Source organism: Taishania pollutisoli (assembly GCF_014518315.1).
Classification (GTDB): domain Bacteria; phylum Bacteroidota; class Bacteroidia; order Flavobacteriales_D; family Crocinitomicaceae; genus Taishania; species Taishania pollutisoli.
This window is the reverse complement of the sequence record NZ_JACVEL010000022.1, coordinates 1-18,987: the sequence shown is the minus strand read 5'-3', so window position 1 is coordinate 18,987 and position 18,987 is coordinate 1. Positions and strand designations below refer to the sequence as shown.

The following is an 18,987-nucleotide window of genomic DNA, read 5'->3' as shown; positions in this document are numbered from 1 at the left end:
CTTTCACCATTCCGGCGCAAGTGTGCCCCAGCCCAAAATTCACGACCAGGATTACGAACAGCAGCTAAAATTCCGTCTTTAAGGTCGCGCCAGAACGCTACTGTTTCAGGGTGTGACTCACGCCACATACGCTTGATCGCGTCACATGTGCGCCACACCTTCTTGTCCAGAATATACGACGGCCTGTCATCCTTTTCACCGGGATGCGGTGGTCTCTTGGCTTCCTGAATACGCGCCCACTCATACCCACGTGCAGTAGCAGCCCAGATGTGGTCGGGGAAAGTCCCGTCCATTGTTTTTGCCATCTCAATAAGGTCAAGACCCAGGTTTTTAGCAAACGTAACGAACGCTCCGACACCTCCCTCGTAGCCGAGGCCAAGCTCACAGTTATGCGCCACAAGAAAGCCCGAGTCTGAGGCTATAAGAAAACGGTTGCCGTCTTCCACATCAATCAGGTCGTAAACTGGCTCGCAGTAGGTTAATCTCCCGTTCAAGCTCAGCAATGCGGGCAACGGCTGCATCATACTTTCGTTGAAGCTCAGGTATTCGACGTCTGTTACGGCAGTTTTCAGAACGGCTGACAAACCGAATGTTGCCAGGCTCGTAGTTACCGTCTGTGTCGATTCTATCCATTTCGAGGTTCGGGTCATCCCAGCCTTCCAGAGTTTGAACATATCTAAGAAAAGACCTTTTATCAGTCCTCCACTGGTCAAATACCGTGATGCCTCTTGCCCCATAGTTTTTATAACCCTTATCCCTGGGGCTTGTTGTTCGCGTGATTGCCGCGGATAGCCGGTTGAGTAATCGCGTTCTGTGCACATCATCCGGCATTGCGTCTTCGTAGCAGAAATATTGTTTACGATATTTTTTTGTTGCTTCAAGGGCGCAACGGTTGCATTGAGTGGTTTTACCTGCCCTGACATTGTCATAATAGACCCGCCCCGGCATCTCTCCGCAATCACATTGGACGAGTAGCTGTCTTTGGCCTTGTCGTTTTGGTAACTCGCGCAGGATAACCAGGCGTCCATACCTATCTCCAGGGCGCGGTCCATCATATATTTGTTTGAAACGAGTTGCTTTGCCTGCTTCCAGGAATGCGTCAAGATTTTGTGGTCTTCGGTCATTAGCACCCCGTCCACATTTATCACCGGTTTCCATCCCATAAGGTGCGCGCCTTTTGTATTCACCCATTTTTCGCCACTCCATACTTTATCTGTCGATGTGACCACCATAATATCCTTAAATCCGCCATCGGTCAAAACTTGGGTATGGCGGTGAAGGCAGGCTTTACCAATCTGGCGTAAGTCTTTGCGTTCTTTCTTAATGTAATCCGGCTCCATGCCAAACATCTTACCTGCGGTTACGCAGTAAATATCCCGCCCGGCGCGGAACGTATCAAGCGCGGTTTCTTCGCCCGCCAGCCACGCTAAACCACGGCCTTCTACGTTAGAGTAATCGGCAACTACAAACTTATGTCCTGCTTCCGGGATGATGCAGCTACGCACCGTCGATGCCGTTAGTTTAGCTACATCGAAGCGGCGGTGTGCACGGCCTTTAAGTAACGCGGCAATACCCCTATCCAGTTCATCGTCGTGATAATACCCGCGCGCCAGGTTTTGCGGCTGAAAACCTTTCCCCGCCCACCGCAATGTTCGCTTCGCTCCTCCGTATTGCAGGCAACCACGGCGGCGGTCATCTGAAGAACGGCCTAACAGCAACGGCGCGTATTTCGTCGATGCGGTAGAAGCAGCCCCGAGACGCATCTCGATAATAGTGCGGGCGTCGTCCGGTAAATCCTCATCTGCCAGCAAGTCGTTAAGCGTCGACTTCTGTGCGTTGTGGATGCGGTGTGCCGGTGCTAGTTCCTGTAAAATAGGCAAGAAGTCTTTGCCGGTTAGTGAACCGCCATATTTACGTTGGGCTTCTTCCTGTAACTCTTCTTTATGGCGCGTGACTGCTTCAATCGCTGCTTCCGCCAATGCCACATCAACCTTAAATCCTCGGTCATTAATCACCTGGTCTAAGTGCAGCACGCGGTCTTCGAACTCAGAATTCCCCCACTTAGGCATTTTCTTATACACTTCACGCATGGACGTAATGTCGCTTTTTGCGTATGCAATAAATTCTGCCCACTCTTTTGGGTGGGTATCGGCAGTATAACGTCGAATCTTATAGTTCTTGGGCGTAGGCTTACTGAATCGCTGTATCAGCGCCTTACCGCGTTTATCCTTAGCCATGCTGGCGTCAATGTTTAAAACCTCGCACAACGCAGCCAGTGAACCAGGGAGAGCGTGTCGGAACGCGACTATCATAGTGTCTATAATGTTTTCTACCAGGAGTTCGAATCCCCAGCAATGCTTAATAACTGGTCGGTCGAACATAAGGAAGTTTTGGCCTACCAGTTTGAGATTGCTGTCTGGTTTTTGCAGCTTTAGCATCGCCCGACGCAAATCGCGCGGCATATCGCTGCCGTCGGTGGCGTCCCATACTTGCACAGGGCCTTCATCGAAAGCGTAGGTGCAGATAACAATTTCGGTAGTCGGATGTTCGGCGTAAGCATAGGAACCGACTTTTTTCAAATCGGCTTCTGAGAATGTTTCAGTATCGAGATAAAGCAGATTCATTTATTTGACCCTTATAGAAAAGGCGACCGAAGCCGCCTTAAATGGAATGAGAAGATATTAACGGTTACGGCGGCGTTCGCGACGCGGTGTTCCGTCTTCATCATCTTCCAGGTCGTCGACGCTGGCAGAAACCGCGGAACCACCGAATGCCTTCCCTTCACCGGCAAATTTAATGCCGTTTAGCTTTGCGCCTAAAACTTTATATTGCTCGGAAAACCAGATTTCGATTGAGATATTAGCCACACAACCGCTATATACCTGCTTGCCTTCAATCTGTTCACCGTCGATGTTGAAGTCTGGTTCTACCTGCTTTTCGCCCTTAACCGAAGTCAGGATTAATGGCTGTTGCTTGTTCTTTGCCTGGAAGTAAAAACCTTCCGGAAAGTCTTCGAACGGGTTATCACGTTCAGCGATGTCGCGCACGGCGCATTTATCCATATGCTTACCTTCGCCGTAGTTCTGCTTCATCCATTTCTCGGCGGCGGCCTCCCCCAATGCTTCCGACACTACGGCAAATACTGTATCGCGGAGTTCTTCAATTTGCGGATGTTCCGGCGTAAGAATAAAAGTACCGTTATACGTACCTTTAGTAATGGAGCCATCGCTATTTTCACGGTCTTTAGCGCGTTCGAATACGTTCAGCCATGCGGTTTGTACTTTACGAAGATTAAGTTTGATTCCCATTTTAGTTTTCTCGCGTTTTAGAGTTTACCCGGGAAGCTGCCCGGCCAGTGATTAAGAATATAATAGAGTACTATTAACTTGTCAACCAAATTTTCGATTACGCCATGCTAAATATTTCATCCTCATTTTTGAGTCTAGCATCCTGTCAGCTAAAATCGCCGACGTTTCACCAACTTTCTCTAACGCTCTCATTAAATAGTATATAAAAGCCACCGGTATTAGCGGGGTGGCAAGCAACCACCACGTCAATTTCTTCATTCCAAATCATCCTCCGTAATATTTTTCCAATCAGGTCGCCTATCATCCGCCGATGCGACACATGGCGCACCCGGCTTACGAGTTACTAGTTTAGATAGCTCAACCCAAAGTTCGGGGTCTTCCTTGCCGATGATCTTTTCCGCTTCGGTCGGCGATACAGGAACAGTCTTATCCAGCAGATAGCCGTTTACATGGTTTTCCCTAAATTTATTTACAGCATCTTCATCTTTCCACATGCGATTACCTGGACGACCCTCAACCAACTTGTACCCCGGCACTTTTTTACCGGAATGAAGCGCGGCCGCCATCGCTTTTTCTACTTTGTCGATGTGCTGACGCAAAAACGGCAACTTCTCATACTCAGCCACTAGTTGTTTAGTGGTAAGTTCTAACGCAAAGTCATCCTCTCTAACTGGCTTCTTAGGTAAATCTGTCTCGTCGGGCAGCAACTTAAGGATATCGCTCGGTTGAACATCCTCCCAAACGCTCATATAGTCCGCCTCGTTGCAGAACTTAGCCACCCGTTCTACGGCCCGCCGATATACATCTGCATCATTCTCCAGTTCTTTGGCCAGAACGTCATTGGCCGCTCTAGTCCTTGCCTGGCACTGTTCCGAGAACCGACACCACTGACAACCATCGACAGACGGCTTGAAGTCCGACGCTTTCAGATTCTTCTTGCCACGGAAATATGCATCAAGAGCCAACAGTGCGCGTTTCTGCGCGAACTTAGCGAACAGTTCCAGACCTTCAACCGAGATGTCCCACTCCGACGCACCGCCAGCGTACGGCTGGAAGATGACCAGACGAACAACGGTTATGTTATAGCGTCTCTTGAGTCTGCGATAAACACCGAGAGCGTAAAGCATAAGCTGTTTGTTTTCTTTCGCTTCAACACGATGCCGTCCTGTTTTCAGGTCGCCGATAATGAGCATGTGCTCGTCTGTGTTCGCCATCTCCCGAACGGCAACAAGGTCGGCGGTCCCGAACGTCTCAACACCTTCGTATCCTGGATGTAATACCTCAGTAAGATTGACACGCATTTCCAGCTTGGCGTAAGTTGCTACGTCGATTATAGCTTTGCAGTAGTCGGTGTACTTGCGCACCTGCTCAATCATGTCTGCCGTAATCAGTACCGCACCTTTCATCGGCTTAATTAATGCTTTAACAGCGCCTTTACCTTCCTCCAGCACATACGCACCTACATCGCGTTCTAACGGCAGCTCAGTTCCTTTTATGTACTGGTTAAGATGAGTCTCGGCCAGTGTGTGCATTGCCGTTCCCAATACCGCAGCTTTACCAGATGTGTTGGGTATATCTTTTTCACAGGCCAGCGATGCACTGCACGCCAGCCACTTTTTAGCTCCTGACGGTGACAGAAGGGCGTGCACGTCATTATTACCGCCGCGTTCTTTTAGAATCATTATTCATCCTCCTGAAAGGCGACCCGAAGGCCGCGGGATAATTATTCTTCTTCGAAATACTTGTTCTTGATTGCTGTCAGACGTTCCAGGTATTCAGCAAGGTCTTCGTCTTTAATCGCGGCAATCTTCATTTTCTTACCGGTGAACTCTTCCAGCAGTTCATCGGAATCATCGCACGCAGCATCACTAGGGCCTTCGTTAATTGCATCGTCGATAGCCTGAATCTGGTCGCGAAGAGACTGGTAATCAATTTCTTCCTTCTCTTCTTCCGGTACTGGTTCCTCTACTTTTGCCTTACGCGGCTTACGTTTTGGTTTCTCCTCTTCTGCCGGTTTAGTGTCAACAATGCTTTCACCTTCGACCGGAATCTCTTTTTCTAGCGCTTTGCGTACCGCGGAATTAGTCTGATACTCATCCGGCGTCGCCATTTCTACCGCTTTTTCTATCAACTCTTTGTTTACCGCAGTGATATCACTTTTAAGTTGGTACACAGTCTGTTTCGCGCTATTCGCAGCAATCAGTTCATGGGCAACTACGAAACGTTCAAGTAATACCAAGAATTTCTCTAACATTATTTGTTCTCCTGTTTAGTTGGTGATAAGAACTATAATCGTGCTCTATTATTTATGCAAGCACTTTTTCGTAAATTGCGTCGTGTATTTTATTACTGTACTATTACTACATATCTAACTAAGGAGTAAACATATGCAGCAATCCGAATTAGGCGCCCGCATAGAGCGCCGCCGCAAAGAAATCGGCATGGGTCAAACTGAGCTTGCTTTCAAAGCTGGCGTATCCCAAAGCCTTATTACCCATCTGGCAACCGGTCGGGTGTGTAAGGTAGACTGTTTTAAAATCTTCCACATTGCCGATGCTCTCGGTGTTGACCCTCGATGGTTAAGCTTTGGTGATACAGGGGCCTGATGGCCCCTTTCTTTTTACTCTAAATCCCCTTCTGTTGTCTTTATGTTGTCGTTAGGTTCATACCTGTTCTTTGGCCGCTTACGGTCATCTATACCCGTCGGCAACCTGTAAGTATTCGTTACAACTTCACCATTCTCATCGCAACCAAGCATCAATTCACCCTCTCGTAGCATCTTCTCGAGCACCAGGTTTGTTATGCTGTGGTCCCCAGCCCTGGCGACTATTTGCCGTTGTGTGAAACCTCGTCCGGTATCATCGGCTTGCTGTAAATCCTCGAGAGCAGACATAACCGATTCTCGTGCGGAAGCATCTTTAGACCGTTTAACTGTATCCTTTACGGAATCTTTACCTTTACCGTCCAGTCCTTCGTTGCGCTCTTTTTCCTCGTCCGTTTCGAACGGTTGGAAGCCCCACGGCATGAGTACAAGAGCTTTATGCGGTTCCGGCAGGTCTAGGTTAACGATTTCCCCGTATCCCTCGCCCCCAACGAATTCTACAGCCTGGAACTCTTTCGGTGGTGGAGCTTCGCGAAACTGTACCGGTTCCAGCACCATACCTATTGTTTTCTGCTGCATACCGTTTTTGTTCTTGGTATGTGCAACGTTTATTTGTTTCTCGGTCGCCCGTACAAGCGTAAGTTCGACGTCGACACCGGCGTACAGCGCCCCACTTCCGCGCGCCTTACTCCCACCTTTCGGGGTGTGGTGGACAACGCCTACAGCGCCTTTAGTACCGTCGCGTACTTCTTTGAGCATCGCCACTACCCGCCCCATCCCGTCCTGGCCCGCGGAGTTCTCGTTAAATTTGTCTATCCAGTTCCCGAAGGTCTGGTTAAGAGTGTCGAAAGCGACCATCCCGACAGGTTCACTGCCTGCTAGCTGGCGCATTTTACGCACCAGTTTCTTCGTATCCGCGAACTCACCGGCATCCAGAACATGCATATATCGCATACCTTCATCGCCGTATTTAGCGGCCAACGCAGCGATACGGGTGTGCGTGAACTCCCCACCCTCACCATCAATATAGAAATGATGGGCTTTACGGGTGTCCGCCCCCGCGAACCGATACCCGGCAGCACTGATATACATCATGCCGAGTGTGTAGAACGATTTATACGTCCCGGATTCACCAACGATATCCCAGATACAATTGGACGGCATGTACCCTTCGACGATGAAGTCCGCTTGTGGTGCTGGCGGTTCTTCGTCGGCCAGGTCTTCTTCGTCGCAAGTGACCCCCTCGGCCCACCCAAGCGCCGCCTCTACACGGTCAAACGGCAAACCGGTAGCGGCGCAAGCGTAAGCCCACATATCCCGTCCGCCGGGGGTCATCCAGCCCGTAGCTACCAGGTCTGTGTCGTGGTACATGGTTACATTAGGGCGCTCGAAGCCATCGCGGGGCCAACAGAACAGGAAGTCGTCCTGTTTCGGCTCTCCCGCTGAGTATTGGGCAGCATGTTCCGGCGTCGCGGGCATTTGCAGGCCGCGGTCGGTCATACGGCCGCCGAACTCAAAGGCGAATTCTTCAAACAGGTCAGTTAACTCAGATTGCTCACCCTCCGGCACTTTATAATCAGAAGCACCGGTAACGTTAATTTCAGGAATTCCCTCCATAAGCTTGCTCGCCGTAATCATGCGGCTACTTTCAGATACGATGACCTGGCTTCCTACGGGCGGGCGGTACATCGGCTGGGACAGGGTGAAGCCCGCGCTATCTACGTCACGGCCTTTAAGGAAATGCGTCAGCAGACCATACCGAATGCGGATGATGTCCCCACCTGTTACAGGAGTGCGTACCGGCATAACGACGCGATATCGTGGCGCTTCTTCGGTGTGGGATGCCGTGGTGTAGAGCATCATTGCGAAACGTGACTCGCGCACCATCTCACAGTCGGTGGCGAACTCTTCCGGAGTCGCACTATCCACATCGGCGTAAGCCAGGGATGAAGACGTTACGGACGCATTGCAGCGATAAAACATACCTTCGGCGGCTTCTTTACCTGTAGAGCTTACCGTGGCGGTACACGCGGCGGTGATATATCCGGGGTCTGTCTTGGGGTTCCGGCGCGAACGTTTAAGCGGCTGCATAAGTTCAACGAACTCATCCCAGGTGCCGGAAGTCGTGGTGTAAACGTTAATGTCAGCGCGTTCCTCACGGCGATTGCTACGCGACCATGAGTATGCTAAATTACCTGTTGACATGTGCTTTTCCTTTGTAGTGTTTAAGGCCCTGACGTTCGCGCGTTGGGGCTTTTCTTTTATTCAAGGTCTTCTGGTGTTGCCTGAGAGCCTTTAACTTCAGCTACTGCCGAATATTTACCGGCCTTACTTTTAACTGCTCCGTCCCGAACCAAAACCTCCAGCGACCTCTCGATGAGAGAGGAACTATAGTACTGAAAATAAGCCCGGCGCAAGTCAAGAACACTACATGACCCCTTTTTAAATGTAAGAGCAGCTACAGCTCTAAATACTCTTTTCTGGAAAGCGGTCACTTTACATTCTCCCTAATCCACGCTTCCACTTTCTCCCTGTCGAATGTTCCCGGCATCCGGCGACCCATAATCCGGACACAACAATCCGGGAACTTGCCGTCTCTTAACCAGTTATTCAGCGTGCGACGGGTAACCCCAATAAGCTCAGCTACTTCATTCTGTGTCATTATCAAACCCTCCATCTCAGTTAGTAAAGCAAGTATACCCACGGCATAATGGGAAATCAACTATAAACACACCTATTGACATTTTCATTTTTTTCGTGTAAGTTGTCTCTTGTAACTTCAAGTTACTTAAGTTTCTGTTTCACTTTGTGAGAGCTTAGCGGTTCCGCCCTAAGCGGAAACGCGTTAAGGCTTACTGAAACCCGCAAACTTAAAACTCAGTAACTTCCCTTCCTTAGTATCTGAACTGCCTTGGGCGAGCTATATTCTCATCGGCAGCATATCTCTTAAGTATCTGATTTCCTTGATGTGCCGTAGATTCGCAACCGTAAAATGTAACGATTAGTGGGCAGGCTTAAGGCCTGCCCTTTAGTTACCAGGTAATAAGAATAAAGGCACAACCCTGGTTGAAGAACCACAACGGCAACGTAACTAAAATGCCGAAAGATTCTTAGTCTACTACTCAGGGATTAACGCACTTGCCTTACGGCAAGCGCTTACCTGATGAGGGACGGGAGACAAGAATAGAAAGGCACTTGAGTAACCAAATATAGTAGAGTACTACTATTGCGGGTTAACGAGACAAGAGGATGAATCATGTTTAAGAAGGGCCAGTTAGTGCGGTGTACTATCTCTCACGAATATTACATAGTTCTTGACCAGATAAGAAAGATGTTAGCTGTCAGGAGTGTAAGTTGGGGGTGTGCCGGGTTTATGGACGTGCGGTATGTAACGTTAATCGGAAATAACTACACGGCAAAAGATTCTAAAGAGTCTGAGTCGTCGGGCCGTGAATCTTAAAGGAGGTTGCCGTTTATTTTTAATTGTCAGCGCCGTTTACGCGGTGCATGCATTGAGGGGGTTGGTATGGGAGAAGCATTCGAACGTTGGGCCGTAGTCGAGGGCCCGCCGGTTAACAATGGTCTGAAGAAAGATTACCTGGTGTATGAGGCGTTGAATAACGCAGTTCAGCACGATTATTACATAGTTCCTGATGACGGGAGAAAGCCGTTCTGGAATCACTACGATAAGTACGTGACGCACAGGATGCCTGTGCCTGCGGCGCCGGAAGTGTAACAACTATTTAGGATTTTACTGAGTGACTTACGCTGCTGAGTAGCAGCGTACCATTTTTGTTAATATTTTTCTATTTCACGAAATGCAACAATCGAAGCAACTATTGCAGGAGACGCAACAATGAAACCGAACGACCTCGTAACCTGGGCCGGGAGTAACGGAGAGACCCAACACGGCAAAATAACATCGCTTCACGGCATCTATGCTCGCGTCGAGTGGTGGCGGGCCTACGCGAAGAAGCCACGTCGCATTCTGATGCGCCAGGATAAATTAATCGTGAAATAGTATTGACGTAACCAAATATAATAGTGTACTATTACTTCATCGAAACGAGATAGAGGGCGTGGCATGTATCAGTATTTGACAGTTGAAGAGGCGTACCGGATTACTAACGATTTAGGTATTTGCCTGGTGTGTGTTGGCGACAATCAATGCGTTTACCGGGAGTTAGAAGATGAGTAACAAAAACGAAGTATTCGAGTACCTGATTGACCAACTACGGCAACAGGTAAATAACAACCAGTGCGAAGACCTGGCGCATGAGGTGCAGTCACTTAAGAATCAGTTACGGGATGCGTCGGCGCTGGTGGCTGAGTTGCAGGAAACAATAAAACTAATGAATGAGGACTTCGACCGTGTAACCAACCACGGCGGCCCACTGCCTAAAGGGAAGAGCTACGTAGTAGGCGAACACGGACCTGAGCAATCTGGTTGCCGTAAGGAAGACGTGCAGGGATGTGAACACTCTTGGATTATTATGCCTGGGTTGTTTCTCAGCGAAGGCAATCCGAACAACGTTCCTGGTAGTGAGCTTTGCTCTAAATGTGGTAAACGTGAGTGGGACGACGGGGAATATAAACCGAAAAATGATACATCGGAATGCGAGCACGATTGGTACTTTTACGATACAAGTGCGTCGATGATGTGCAAGAAATGCGGGATGAAGAGATGACAAGCGTATTATTCATCTGGGTCTTGACCGCAGGCCAGATGCAACTTGCGGCATCGGAGACGTTCTACACATTAGAAGCTTGTCAGTCAGCGGCACGCGCCGCCGAGAATGCACACTTCCTGTTTCAGGGCGACAAGCCAAATGATTCAGAAGTACGCGCTATCTGCTCACCTAAGCGACTTGGTAAACAGGAGAAGTGATTATGAGTCTCGCGACCGATATCCTGAAACACGCCGGAATTAACCTCGCACCGCCTTCATCGGCGGTAACAAAGAAGGTTACTCGACCTAAGGAAGAAGACAAGCGTAAACGTAAACCTAAGCCGCGAGTAAAGCCAGCTAATGAGATGCCAGATGTGTACCCCCGCATACCAGGTGTACACCAGCCGAAGTATTGTGTTGGCAAAGGTCTGTGGCGCGCGCACTCTTACGACGGTAAGAAAGTGGTAAACCTCGGTGAGTTCAGTAGCCAGGCCCGGGCGCATATGGCGGTTAAACTGTACAAACTGTGGCGTAAACGCGGGTATTCCGAAATCCCGCACAAGCCATCTATTCGACTTTATACGTTCAGGTAACTTATATGACTACGATAGCTTTCGACGGCAAAACCATGGCCTGTGATACCTGTGTCACCGGCAATTACAAATACCACACGGATACCAAGATTTACGAGAACGACCACTTTGTTATAGGGGTATCCGGGGACGCTGGGGTGGGTATGTTGTTGGTTGCTGATGATGAGATATTGACGCCCAAGCACTACGACTTCGACTTTTCGGCGCTGGTGTTTGTTAAAGAGGATAAGCGTATTTTCGCGGTAGAATTCTGCAGGGCGTGGGACGCACCGTTAAGCTCGGTTATACCAATTGCAGACCACACTGCTGCCGTAGGCACAGGTGCTCCGTATGCACTTACAGCCATGTTTCTGGGTGCAACGGCAACGGAAGCAGTAGATGTTGCGAAGAGGTTTGACCCTGGTACCGATGGAAGAGTGATAACGCATAGACTAGGATAAATCCGAATTATCTGTTACTAAAATTGTCGTATAAATGTTAATCTCCGAAGGTAAACTAACTTTCGGAGATTTTTTATTGTGGACGATAAATACCTTTGGCTTAGTGTGGCGGGCCTCGCCGGGGGTGCCGTATCTCAGATTAAGAAGCGTGAGGCTATTTCGCCATGGTTGCGATTGTGCCATCTCACCGCTTCCGCCTGTTGTGCAGTGTACGCATCCCCCATCATTATAAGTTACTATGAATTATCGCAATCTGAGGGTCAGTACCTGGTTCCTTTTGGCGTAGGTATGTTCTGGCTTAAATTATTTGAGGCCGCCGACTCGTCCCTCAGCAACTTTAAGTTACCGTGGGGGAAATAACATGCTCAACTCACAAATCGGCGCCATTTGCCTGGTCGCAATCATCATCACCTCGTTAATTAATATCTACGCCCACTGGATTGAAGACGGTCTTTTCGGGCGGCTGCTGTATATGGCGTCCGTTGTTACCGCCGCCGGTGGGCTAGCTCATCTCTTTACCGGTGGCATCCCGCCATTCATAATTACGACTCTCGTCGCCGTATTCGCGCTTAAATCGGTGCGTCATATTTGCGTGAAAGGCGCCCGCTACTACAAATACCGGAGGATGTATGTCAAACCGAAACATCAGTGACAACGGATTACACTTCACCGCCGCGTTCGAGGGGTTCCGCNGGGACCGCCTACCGCGCGACACCTTCAGAAAAATACTTTACTATTGGCTACGGCCACAACGGCGCAGATGTAAAAGAAGGTCAGAAGATTACCGAAGGCCAGGGTCTCCTGCTTCTGCATAAAGATATGGCTAAGGCCGTAGCTGCTGTAGACGCCGTAGCGCATCCGTCTCTAAATCAGTCACAGTTCGACGCCGTGTGTGACCTGGTGTATAACGCTGGTGCAGGTGCGATTGCTGTGTCAACCGGAACAGGTCAGGCGCTGCGCAAAGGCGATGCATCTACACTGCGTAATAAGTTAACTCAGTTCCATTATCAGAACGGCAAATCACTCCTCGGATTGCGGCGCCGAGCTGCTGGTCGTGTTGCACTGTTCGACGGTATGCTGTGGCAACAGGCCGAAGCTGTAGGGCGCGCTGCTAAGTAGGTTGACACATAGGGGAGTTCCTGGGATACTAAACCTGCTCCTGTTGATTCATCCCTCTAGCTCCTTTATCCCGGTAACTGACCATTACCGGGATTTTTTTTTATCTGTATCCAGAAATAATAGTTGACGAGTAACATTAACCCTATTATATTTAGCTCATTGACAACGAGAACGGAGTGGAGAAGATGAACTTACAAAGCGATAAAGTTTTTTACCATTGCAAACCGCTACTGGACACCGAAGCATTCAAAGACGCACAACTGATGGCACGCATTGCCGTTAATAACCTAAGTACACGGATTCCAGCGGATGCGTTCTGGTTCGCCGCGATGCAGACACTTAAAGCAGTTTATGCAGGAGAGAAGGAATGAGCGACAACGGACAGGTAGCAGTAACGTTAAAGGTGGGCGGGAAAGTAGGCAATACGCCATTCCCAACACGCGAGGAACTGTTAAAACGCAACAGTTTCCCCGGGCCCGACAAGAATAAGTATCTCAATCGAATGTGGGGTAAGAAGAAATGACTAACAACGAATATGAAAAGATGATGGTAGAAGCCGCCAACGGCAGGTTTAAGATTGAAGCTGTAGACGCGCAAATCGAGGCGCACCAAGCCGTGCCGGACTATCTTAATGAGCATCGGCGGGAGCTTATCAACCGTTATGACCTGAATAAGTGTGCGCACGATTTTGATTACAATCCTAAAGATATGTGCGGACAGTGTGTTAAGTGCGGGGCGATTAAACGATGAAACGAGTATGCAAAGAAACGTTGCGCCAACGCATCACGTATTTGGAGTCTGTAAGTAAGCTGGGCCTGTCAATGAACGAAGAATTCCAGTTAGAAGCATACAAGATGCTGCTGGAACGACTTGAGAAGGAGAGCGAACAGGAATGATTACCAGTATCCCAAAACTAATAGAGGCCCACGGCACATTAGCGGATACGTGCCGCGAGACTGGGCTTAACGAGATGACGTTATCTAAGTACCGCCATGATACAAAATGCGAGCAACATGTTATCTATAACAACAGACTGATGACCCATACGAAAACATCACCGGTAATCTACACGAAACGCGGAGTATCTCGCAACGACCGCATGAAGCTGGAGGGGTTATGAATGATTTTCTAGTCCTAATGGGTATCGGGTTTACAACTTTGCTCCTTGCTGTGGTCATATACCTGGTGTGGATTTTGTTTCTTTGGCCATTTGTTGAGGCGGTAAGTCTTACAAGGATGATGAGAGAGTATTGGCGCATTAATGGGTGCAAGCGAGGTGCCTGGCGTACGATACGTTTATTCTTTACGTGGTATGCTGAAACAGTATTTGGTCGTAGGTTCGAAGCCATACATAGTCGCGGGTGGCGATGGGAAGCCGTAGGTAAATGGTGGGTTTATAAAGAGGAGAGTGGAGAATGATTGAGATTTTGAAGGCTACCGATTCCACTGGCGACCTGATGTTTTGGTTTGCCTTTCTCAGTGCGCTAATAAAACAACCGACTGTGTTTAACAGTCTTCCCCGATATCTGTGGTGGCCTATGTTTTTAGGCTTGGGTGTATCAGGAGCGGCCGGCATCCTGCTGTGGTTTTTCAAATGAGATTACTAATCATCCCGAACGCCTGGGTTATCGCCGCAGCTAACGACCATTACGGCGGCGATGGTAGAAGAGCACTACGACACGGCCTATATAACTGACACAAGCCCGCATATGCGGGCTTTTCTGTACACAGGCCTATCTTTCCCTATACAATCCTTAATAGACGCTCAGGGGGTGTCTGATGCGCTATGATGGTCATACGCATTTAAGAGAGGATTGCATGAAACTCAAATTAAAACAGCCTGACGCCGAAGTAGTGGCTGCCGCGCACGAAGAAGCGGTTAACGCAAACCGTCGCCGTAAACGTCCGCGTGGTAAACAAAGCCTGTATCAGTCATCCAGACATTCCGCCGAACTATGGGACCCGGACTATTGCGACGAATTAATCCGGTTCTTCGACCGCACGTCATGGGAACTCGCACCCACGTCTAAAGGCGACGAACGCCCGCTTATCCAGGACAAACCGCCGTCGCTGGCCCGCTTCGCATTACACATCGGTGTAACCATCCCGATTATCAAGCTATGGCTCCGAGAGGTTCCCGCATTCGCCGAAGCATACGAGACGGCACAAGCCCTGGAAGAGGCGTATTTCACGGAGACCGGTGCCGCCGGGATATCTGCTACGTTCGCCGCAGCAAAGCTTGGGCTTAATAAAACTGTTGTGGAAGAAACGCGCGACGAACCAATTAGCGAAGTAACTATTAAGGTGGTGTCCGGTGAACGTTGATATAACGGCTACAGAACCGCAAGGCGCGTTCCTTAATCTGCATTGTAAATTCCCGGCCTTCGTCGCTGGCTTCGGCACAGGTAAATCGGAAGTCATGTGCAACTCCGCCCTGTTAGACAGCATGGAAGGTGGTAGTGATTCACTTATCGCCATGTATGAACCGACATACGACCTGGTGCGCCTTATCCTCGCTCCGCGTATGGAAGAGAAGTTGTCTGATTGGGGTATTCGCTACAAGTATAATAAATCCGACAACATCATTTATACCTCATCCGGGCAATTCGGGGATTTTGTCCTTCGCACATTGGATAATCCAGCACGAATTGTTGGCTACGAATCGTTCCGCGCAAAAATCGACGAGTTGGACACGTTAAATAAAGACCACGCCGAGCACGCCTGGAACAAAGTTATCGCCCGTAACCGTCAGTTGCCGCGTACATATCGTCCAATTACCCCGAAGCCCGCTAATACAGTTTCGGTATTTACGACGCCAGAAGGCTTCCGTTTTGTGCACGACAGATGGGCTGTAAAAAAGAAACCAGGCTATGAAATGATTCAGGCCTCGACAACATCCAATCCCTTTCTACCGGAAGATTATGTGCAGTCGTTGCGGGATACGTATCCAGGCCAGTTAATTGATGCCTACATCGACGGCGAATTTGTCAACCTGACATCCGGCAGCGTGTATTATGCTTACGACCGACGTAAGAACAGCAGCCGGGAGACTATACAACCGGGTGAAACTTTGTATATTGGGCAGGACTTTAACGTCGGGCATATGGCTAGCACCGTGTATGTTCAGCGTGAGTATGTCTGGCACGCGGTAGCCGAGCTGGTGGATATGTTCGACACCCCGGATGTGGTCAGGGAGATTACCGAGCGGTGGAAACGACACGGCCACCACATCGTCATGTACCCGGACGCCAGCGGCAAGAACCGTAAATCGACTGATGCCAGTACGTCAGATATTGCCCAATTACAGAACGCGGGTTTCGAGATACGTGCGAAATCAGTTAACCCTGCGGTTAAAGACCGTGTAGCATCGGTGAATAAAGCGCTGGAGTCTGGTAGATTAATGGTCAACGAGCAGGCTTGCCCGGTTACAGCACGTTGCCTGGAGCAACAGGCTTACGATAAAAACGGTATACCGGATAAGACAAGCGGCAACGACCACCAGAACGACGCGACAGGATACCCTATCGCCTACGAAATGCCGTTGGTTAAACCTGTTTCCCATATCCCGGTTACTTTTGCACTTTAAGAGGATTATTAAATGTTAACAGCAAACGGCCAGGGTTCTGGCGTAAAAACCAAGCACCGCGAATGGCTGCACTACGCACCGAAATGGCAGAAGGTGCGCCATGCGCTTGCTGGGGACCTGGTTGGCTACTTACGCAACGTCGGCCTTAATGAACCAGATAAAGCATACGGCGAAGCGCGTCAGGCAGAATACGAGGCGGGCGGCATCGTATACAACTTCACCCGGCGAACGCTGTCGGGAATGGTCGGTAGCGTCATGCGCAAAGAACCAGAAATCAATATTCCGAAGGAGCTGGAATACCTGCTTAAAAATGCAGATGGGTCTGGTGTAGGCCTAATACAGCATGCGCAGGACACGCTCATGGAGATTGACTCAGTAGGTCGTGGTGGTCTTCTTGTTGACGCCCCAGAAACCGGCGCAGCTACGGCCGCCGAACAAAACGCAGGTTTGCTTAACCCTACAATCGCTTTCTACACTACCGAGAATATCGTTAACTGGCGACTCACGCGCGTAGGTTCTGTAAACCGGGTAACTATGGTTGTGCTGCGCGAGACATGGGAGTACAACGAACCTGGAAACGAGTTCGAAACTAAATACGGAGAACAGTATCGCGTCCTGGACATTGACACTGATGGTAATTACCGTCAACGTCTTTTTCGTTTCGATGCCGAAGGTGTTGCGCAGGAAGACGTCGTGGAGATTTACCCGGACTTAGGGGAATCATTACGAGGGGTAATTCCGTTTACCTTTATTGGGGCGACCAATAACGACGCCACTATCGACGACGCTCCGCTACTACCACTCGCGGAACTTAACATCGGGCACTACAGGAACAGCGCGGACAACGAAGAATCCAGCTTCGTTGTTGGGCAGCCGACCCTGTTTATCTACCCAGGCGAGAACTTAACACCTCAAGCATTCAAGGAAGCGAACCCTAACGGTATCAAATTTGGTAGTCGGCGTGGGCATAACCTGGGGTACGGCGGTAGCGCTCAGCTTATCCAGGCAGGCGAGAACAACCTTGCCCGCCAGAATATGCTGGACAAAGAACAGCAAGCTATCCAGATTGGTGCGCAGCTTATCACCCCGACTCAGCAAATCACCGCACAATCTGCCCGAATCCAGCGCGGTGCCGATACATCCGTCATGGCGACAATTGCGCGTAACGTAAGCCAGGCATATACAGATGCTTTACGTTGGGTGGCGGTAATGTTGGGTAAACCCGAAGATACCGAGGTTGAATTCCGCCTTAATATGGACTTCTTCCTGGAACCTATGACAGCTCAAGACAGGGCTGCATGGATGGCGGATATTAATGCGGGATTGCTGCCTGCTACGGCTTACTATGCGGCATTGCGTAAGGCCGGTGTTACCGACTGGACAGACGCTGATATTAAGGACGCTATTGAAGATGCACCTTTACCGTTGGGCGCTGTTACTCAGGTAGCAGGGGAGATTCCGCAAGCGGCGCAACAACAGGAGTAAAGAAAAAGGCCCCATTACGGGGCCTTAGTTTTAGCGGATATTAGCCGCGCATTTACGCACAACCCGCGGTATCGTCTCTTTCAGCTCATCCCATGAGTTGACTGCTTCCATATCCAACAACGTCACCATAGCCTTTTGAATATCACTCCGTAATTGATTAGTTTTGGCGTCCTGAGAGTCCCAAGTATCAAAACCGGTTACTTCACGGATATCTATAGACTCTTTTATCGCATTCGCCACATGTATGAAGTGACCGATACGCCCAATCCTACCCTCCGTACGCTCAATCATCCGGCTAACGGCGGCATTAAGTTCTACAAAACTAACAGCACCAATGTTACGGAGTTCTACCTGCCGTTGAGTTAAGAAACGGTCTATAACGAGGAAGTGGTAATAAGTGCTGTATTGCTCAGCAATATATACCGCCAAATGAAGACTTAACCACGTTTTCCCGTTCCTCCCTCTCGTTGTTTTCAGCGGAACAACGCCAGTCTCCTCTTCACAAACACGCATGAAGTCTCTGCAGTCGTCCGTTTTCAGTATCTGCGCAAGATTTCTTGGTTGAAGACCATTATCAAATCTCCATTGGTTCATTTGAATGGTTAGTGTTGACGCATCAATATACTCATCGCTGGTGAACTCAATTTCACCGTAGGGGAACTCTAAAGTCTGCGCTTTCATATCTTTTTCCTCAGTTAATTGCCTCACTTAAATTATATTCCTAATTTCTTTGTTTATGCAAACATTAATACGCAAAATTATAGCAAATTAGACTTTTTTAGGTGTTTGTGTAGGAATAACCTATGCCATGCTAAGATGCATCAACAACGCAAACAGGAGGGATATATGCCACTACTTACATCATTAATCAGCCATCAAATATGGCTGCAACGCAACGCCAGTAGCGAAGTAAAAGACCTGGCGCCATTCATCCAGCAGATGCGCGATGAGGTTAAGCGGCAGGTGTTGTTGTTTGGTGATGACAGCAGAACGGCGGCGAGACTTACCACCATGCTGCGGGAACTTGAGCAAGCGCTGAACGGGATTACGTCTGGGTGGTATGAGAAGCTACTGGCCGATGCCCGTGAGCTTTCAGACTATGAAGTTAACTGGAACGTAAAAACCCTGTCGACCAACGTTAACGCTAATTTCGTAACACCGGCCGCCGAACAAGTATGGGCCGCC

Annotated in this window: 20 protein-coding genes; 13 read left to right on the top strand and 7 right to left on the bottom strand. The window is 49.3% G+C overall.

Annotation, left to right across the window (positions count from 1 at the left end; all coding sequences use genetic code 11):
- The 4 genes from H9Y05_RS15940 to H9Y05_RS15925 form a co-directional block, all read right to left on the bottom strand.
- Positions 1-2,624: DNA polymerase (locus H9Y05_RS15940; RefSeq protein WP_216714867.1), on the bottom strand; the 2,624-nt coding region annotated here is incomplete at its 3' end.
- Positions 2,625-2,681: 57 nt separating this feature from the next.
- Entirely contained in the window at positions 2,682-3,308 is a 627-nt protein-coding gene (locus H9Y05_RS15935; protein WP_216714866.1) for an ssDNA-binding protein, read from the bottom strand.
- Between the two features lie 254 nt (positions 3,309-3,562).
- The gene (locus H9Y05_RS15930; RefSeq protein ID WP_216714865.1) at positions 3,563-4,990 is read right to left on the bottom strand and encodes a DUF2800 domain-containing protein; all 1,428 of its coding nucleotides are present in this window, start codon (positions 4,988-4,990) and stop codon (positions 3,563-3,565) included.
- A gap of 41 nt (positions 4,991-5,031) precedes the next feature.
- Positions 5,032-5,562: a hypothetical protein gene (locus H9Y05_RS15925; RefSeq protein WP_216714864.1), complete on the bottom strand. Its 531-nt coding sequence runs from the start codon at positions 5,560-5,562 to the stop codon at positions 5,032-5,034.
- 133 nt (positions 5,563-5,695) lie between these two features.
- Between H9Y05_RS15925 and H9Y05_RS16630 the strand changes: the two genes are divergently transcribed.
- Positions 5,696-5,914 (top strand): helix-turn-helix domain-containing protein, encoded by a 219-nt coding sequence (locus H9Y05_RS16630; protein ID WP_015984911.1) that lies wholly within the window; start codon positions 5,696-5,698, stop codon positions 5,912-5,914.
- 14 nt (positions 5,915-5,928) lie between these two features.
- On the opposite strand, the gene H9Y05_RS15915 is transcribed toward H9Y05_RS16630, so the two are convergent.
- Both H9Y05_RS15915 and H9Y05_RS15910 read right to left on the bottom strand, forming a co-directional pair.
- On the bottom strand, positions 5,929-8,115 hold the full coding sequence (locus tag H9Y05_RS15915) for an AAA family ATPase (protein ID WP_216714863.1): 2,187 nt from the start codon (positions 8,113-8,115) through the stop codon (positions 5,929-5,931).
- Positions 8,116-8,401: 286 nt separating this feature from the next.
- Entirely contained in the window at positions 8,402-8,572 is a 171-nt protein-coding gene (locus H9Y05_RS15910) for a helix-turn-helix transcriptional regulator (RefSeq protein ID WP_016047069.1), read from the bottom strand.
- 1,528 nt (positions 8,573-10,100) lie between these two features.
- Here H9Y05_RS15910 and H9Y05_RS15905 point away from each other — a divergent pair.
- From H9Y05_RS15905 to H9Y05_RS15855, 11 genes are all read left to right on the top strand, one after another.
- Complete coding sequence (locus H9Y05_RS15905; protein ID WP_216714862.1) at positions 10,101-10,598, top strand: hypothetical protein; 498 nt, start codon at positions 10,101-10,103, stop codon at positions 10,596-10,598.
- Positions 10,599-11,177: 579 nt separating this feature from the next.
- Complete coding sequence (locus H9Y05_RS15900; protein ID WP_216714861.1) at positions 11,178-11,612, top strand: hypothetical protein; 435 nt, start codon at positions 11,178-11,180, stop codon at positions 11,610-11,612.
- Positions 11,613-11,973: 361 nt separating this feature from the next.
- The gene (locus H9Y05_RS15895; protein ID WP_216714860.1) at positions 11,974-12,264 is read left to right on the top strand and encodes a hypothetical protein; all 291 of its coding nucleotides are present in this window, start codon (positions 11,974-11,976) and stop codon (positions 12,262-12,264) included.
- Positions 12,261-12,731, top strand: a complete 471-nt coding sequence (locus tag H9Y05_RS15890) for a lysozyme (protein WP_216714859.1) — start codon at positions 12,261-12,263, stop codon at positions 12,729-12,731. The genes H9Y05_RS15895 and H9Y05_RS15890 overlap by 4 nt, the downstream gene beginning before the upstream one ends.
- A 185-nt stretch (positions 12,732-12,916) precedes the next feature.
- The gene (locus H9Y05_RS15885) at positions 12,917-13,102 is read left to right on the top strand and encodes a hypothetical protein (RefSeq protein WP_216714858.1); all 186 of its coding nucleotides are present in this window, start codon (positions 12,917-12,919) and stop codon (positions 13,100-13,102) included.
- A complete protein-coding gene (locus tag H9Y05_RS16625; protein ID WP_016062404.1) occupies positions 13,099-13,254 on the top strand; it encodes a DUF2737 family protein in 156 nt (51 codons plus the stop codon). The genes H9Y05_RS15885 and H9Y05_RS16625 overlap by 4 nt, the downstream gene beginning before the upstream one ends.
- Entirely contained in the window at positions 13,251-13,481 is a 231-nt protein-coding gene (locus H9Y05_RS15875; protein ID WP_216714857.1) for a hypothetical protein, read from the top strand. The genes H9Y05_RS16625 and H9Y05_RS15875 overlap by 4 nt, the downstream gene beginning before the upstream one ends.
- Entirely contained in the window at positions 13,478-13,627 is a 150-nt protein-coding gene (locus H9Y05_RS15870) for a hypothetical protein (protein ID WP_216714856.1), read from the top strand. Before H9Y05_RS15875 ends, H9Y05_RS15870 begins: the two co-directional genes overlap by 4 nt.
- Positions 13,628-14,549: 922 nt before the next feature.
- Positions 14,550-15,056: a hypothetical protein gene (locus H9Y05_RS15865; RefSeq protein ID WP_216714855.1), complete on the top strand. Its 507-nt coding sequence runs from the start codon at positions 14,550-14,552 to the stop codon at positions 15,054-15,056.
- Positions 15,046-16,317, top strand: coding sequence for a phage terminase large subunit family protein (locus tag H9Y05_RS15860; RefSeq protein ID WP_109251292.1), 1,272 nt, complete (start codon positions 15,046-15,048; stop codon positions 16,315-16,317). The genes H9Y05_RS15865 and H9Y05_RS15860 overlap by 11 nt, the downstream gene beginning before the upstream one ends.
- A 12-nt stretch (positions 16,318-16,329) precedes the next feature.
- Positions 16,330-17,802 (top strand): DUF4055 domain-containing protein, encoded by a 1,473-nt coding sequence (locus H9Y05_RS15855; protein ID WP_216714854.1) that lies wholly within the window; start codon positions 16,330-16,332, stop codon positions 17,800-17,802.
- 30 nt (positions 17,803-17,832) lie between these two features.
- On the opposite strand, the gene H9Y05_RS15850 is transcribed toward H9Y05_RS15855, so the two are convergent.
- Positions 17,833-18,483, bottom strand: coding sequence for a hypothetical protein (locus H9Y05_RS15850; protein ID WP_216714853.1), 651 nt, complete (start codon positions 18,481-18,483; stop codon positions 17,833-17,835).
- Between the two features lie 165 nt (positions 18,484-18,648).
- Between H9Y05_RS15850 and H9Y05_RS15845 the strand changes: the two genes are divergently transcribed.
- A partial coding sequence (locus H9Y05_RS15845; RefSeq protein WP_216714852.1) for a hypothetical protein occupies positions 18,649-18,987 on the top strand: 339 nt, incomplete at its 3' end.

Coding starts and splice junctions, on each gene's coding strand:
- H9Y05_RS15935 (WP_216714866.1), bottom strand. CDS start 3,308: ATGGGAATCAAACTTAATCTTCGTAAAGTACAAACCGCATGGCTGAAC.
- H9Y05_RS15930 (WP_216714865.1), bottom strand. CDS start 4,990: ATGATTCTAAAAGAACGCGGCGGTAATAATGACGTGCACGCCCTTCTG.
- H9Y05_RS15925 (WP_216714864.1), bottom strand. CDS start 5,562: ATGTTAGAGAAATTCTTGGTATTACTTGAACGTTTCGTAGTTGCCCAT.
- H9Y05_RS16630 (WP_015984911.1), top strand. CDS start 5,696: ATGCAGCAATCCGAATTAGGCGCCCGCATAGAGCGCCGCCGCAAAGAA.
- H9Y05_RS15915 (WP_216714863.1), bottom strand. CDS start 8,115: ATGTCAACAGGTAATTTAGCATACTCATGGTCGCGTAGCAATCGCCGT.
- H9Y05_RS15910 (WP_016047069.1), bottom strand. CDS start 8,572: ATGACACAGAATGAAGTAGCTGAGCTTATTGGGGTTACCCGTCGCACG.
- H9Y05_RS15905 (WP_216714862.1), top strand. CDS start 10,101: ATGAGTAACAAAAACGAAGTATTCGAGTACCTGATTGACCAACTACGG.
- H9Y05_RS15900 (WP_216714861.1), top strand. CDS start 11,178: ATGACTACGATAGCTTTCGACGGCAAAACCATGGCCTGTGATACCTGT.
- H9Y05_RS15895 (WP_216714860.1), top strand. CDS start 11,974: ATGCTCAACTCACAAATCGGCGCCATTTGCCTGGTCGCAATCATCATC.
- H9Y05_RS15885 (WP_216714858.1), top strand. CDS start 12,917: ATGAACTTACAAAGCGATAAAGTTTTTTACCATTGCAAACCGCTACTG.
- H9Y05_RS16625 (WP_016062404.1), top strand. CDS start 13,099: ATGAGCGACAACGGACAGGTAGCAGTAACGTTAAAGGTGGGCGGGAAA.
- H9Y05_RS15875 (WP_216714857.1), top strand. CDS start 13,251: ATGACTAACAACGAATATGAAAAGATGATGGTAGAAGCCGCCAACGGC.
- H9Y05_RS15870 (WP_216714856.1), top strand. CDS start 13,478: ATGAAACGAGTATGCAAAGAAACGTTGCGCCAACGCATCACGTATTTG.
- H9Y05_RS15865 (WP_216714855.1), top strand. CDS start 14,550: ATGAAACTCAAATTAAAACAGCCTGACGCCGAAGTAGTGGCTGCCGCG.
- H9Y05_RS15855 (WP_216714854.1), top strand. CDS start 16,330: ATGTTAACAGCAAACGGCCAGGGTTCTGGCGTAAAAACCAAGCACCGC.
- H9Y05_RS15850 (WP_216714853.1), bottom strand. CDS start 18,483: ATGAAAGCGCAGACTTTAGAGTTCCCCTACGGTGAAATTGAGTTCACC.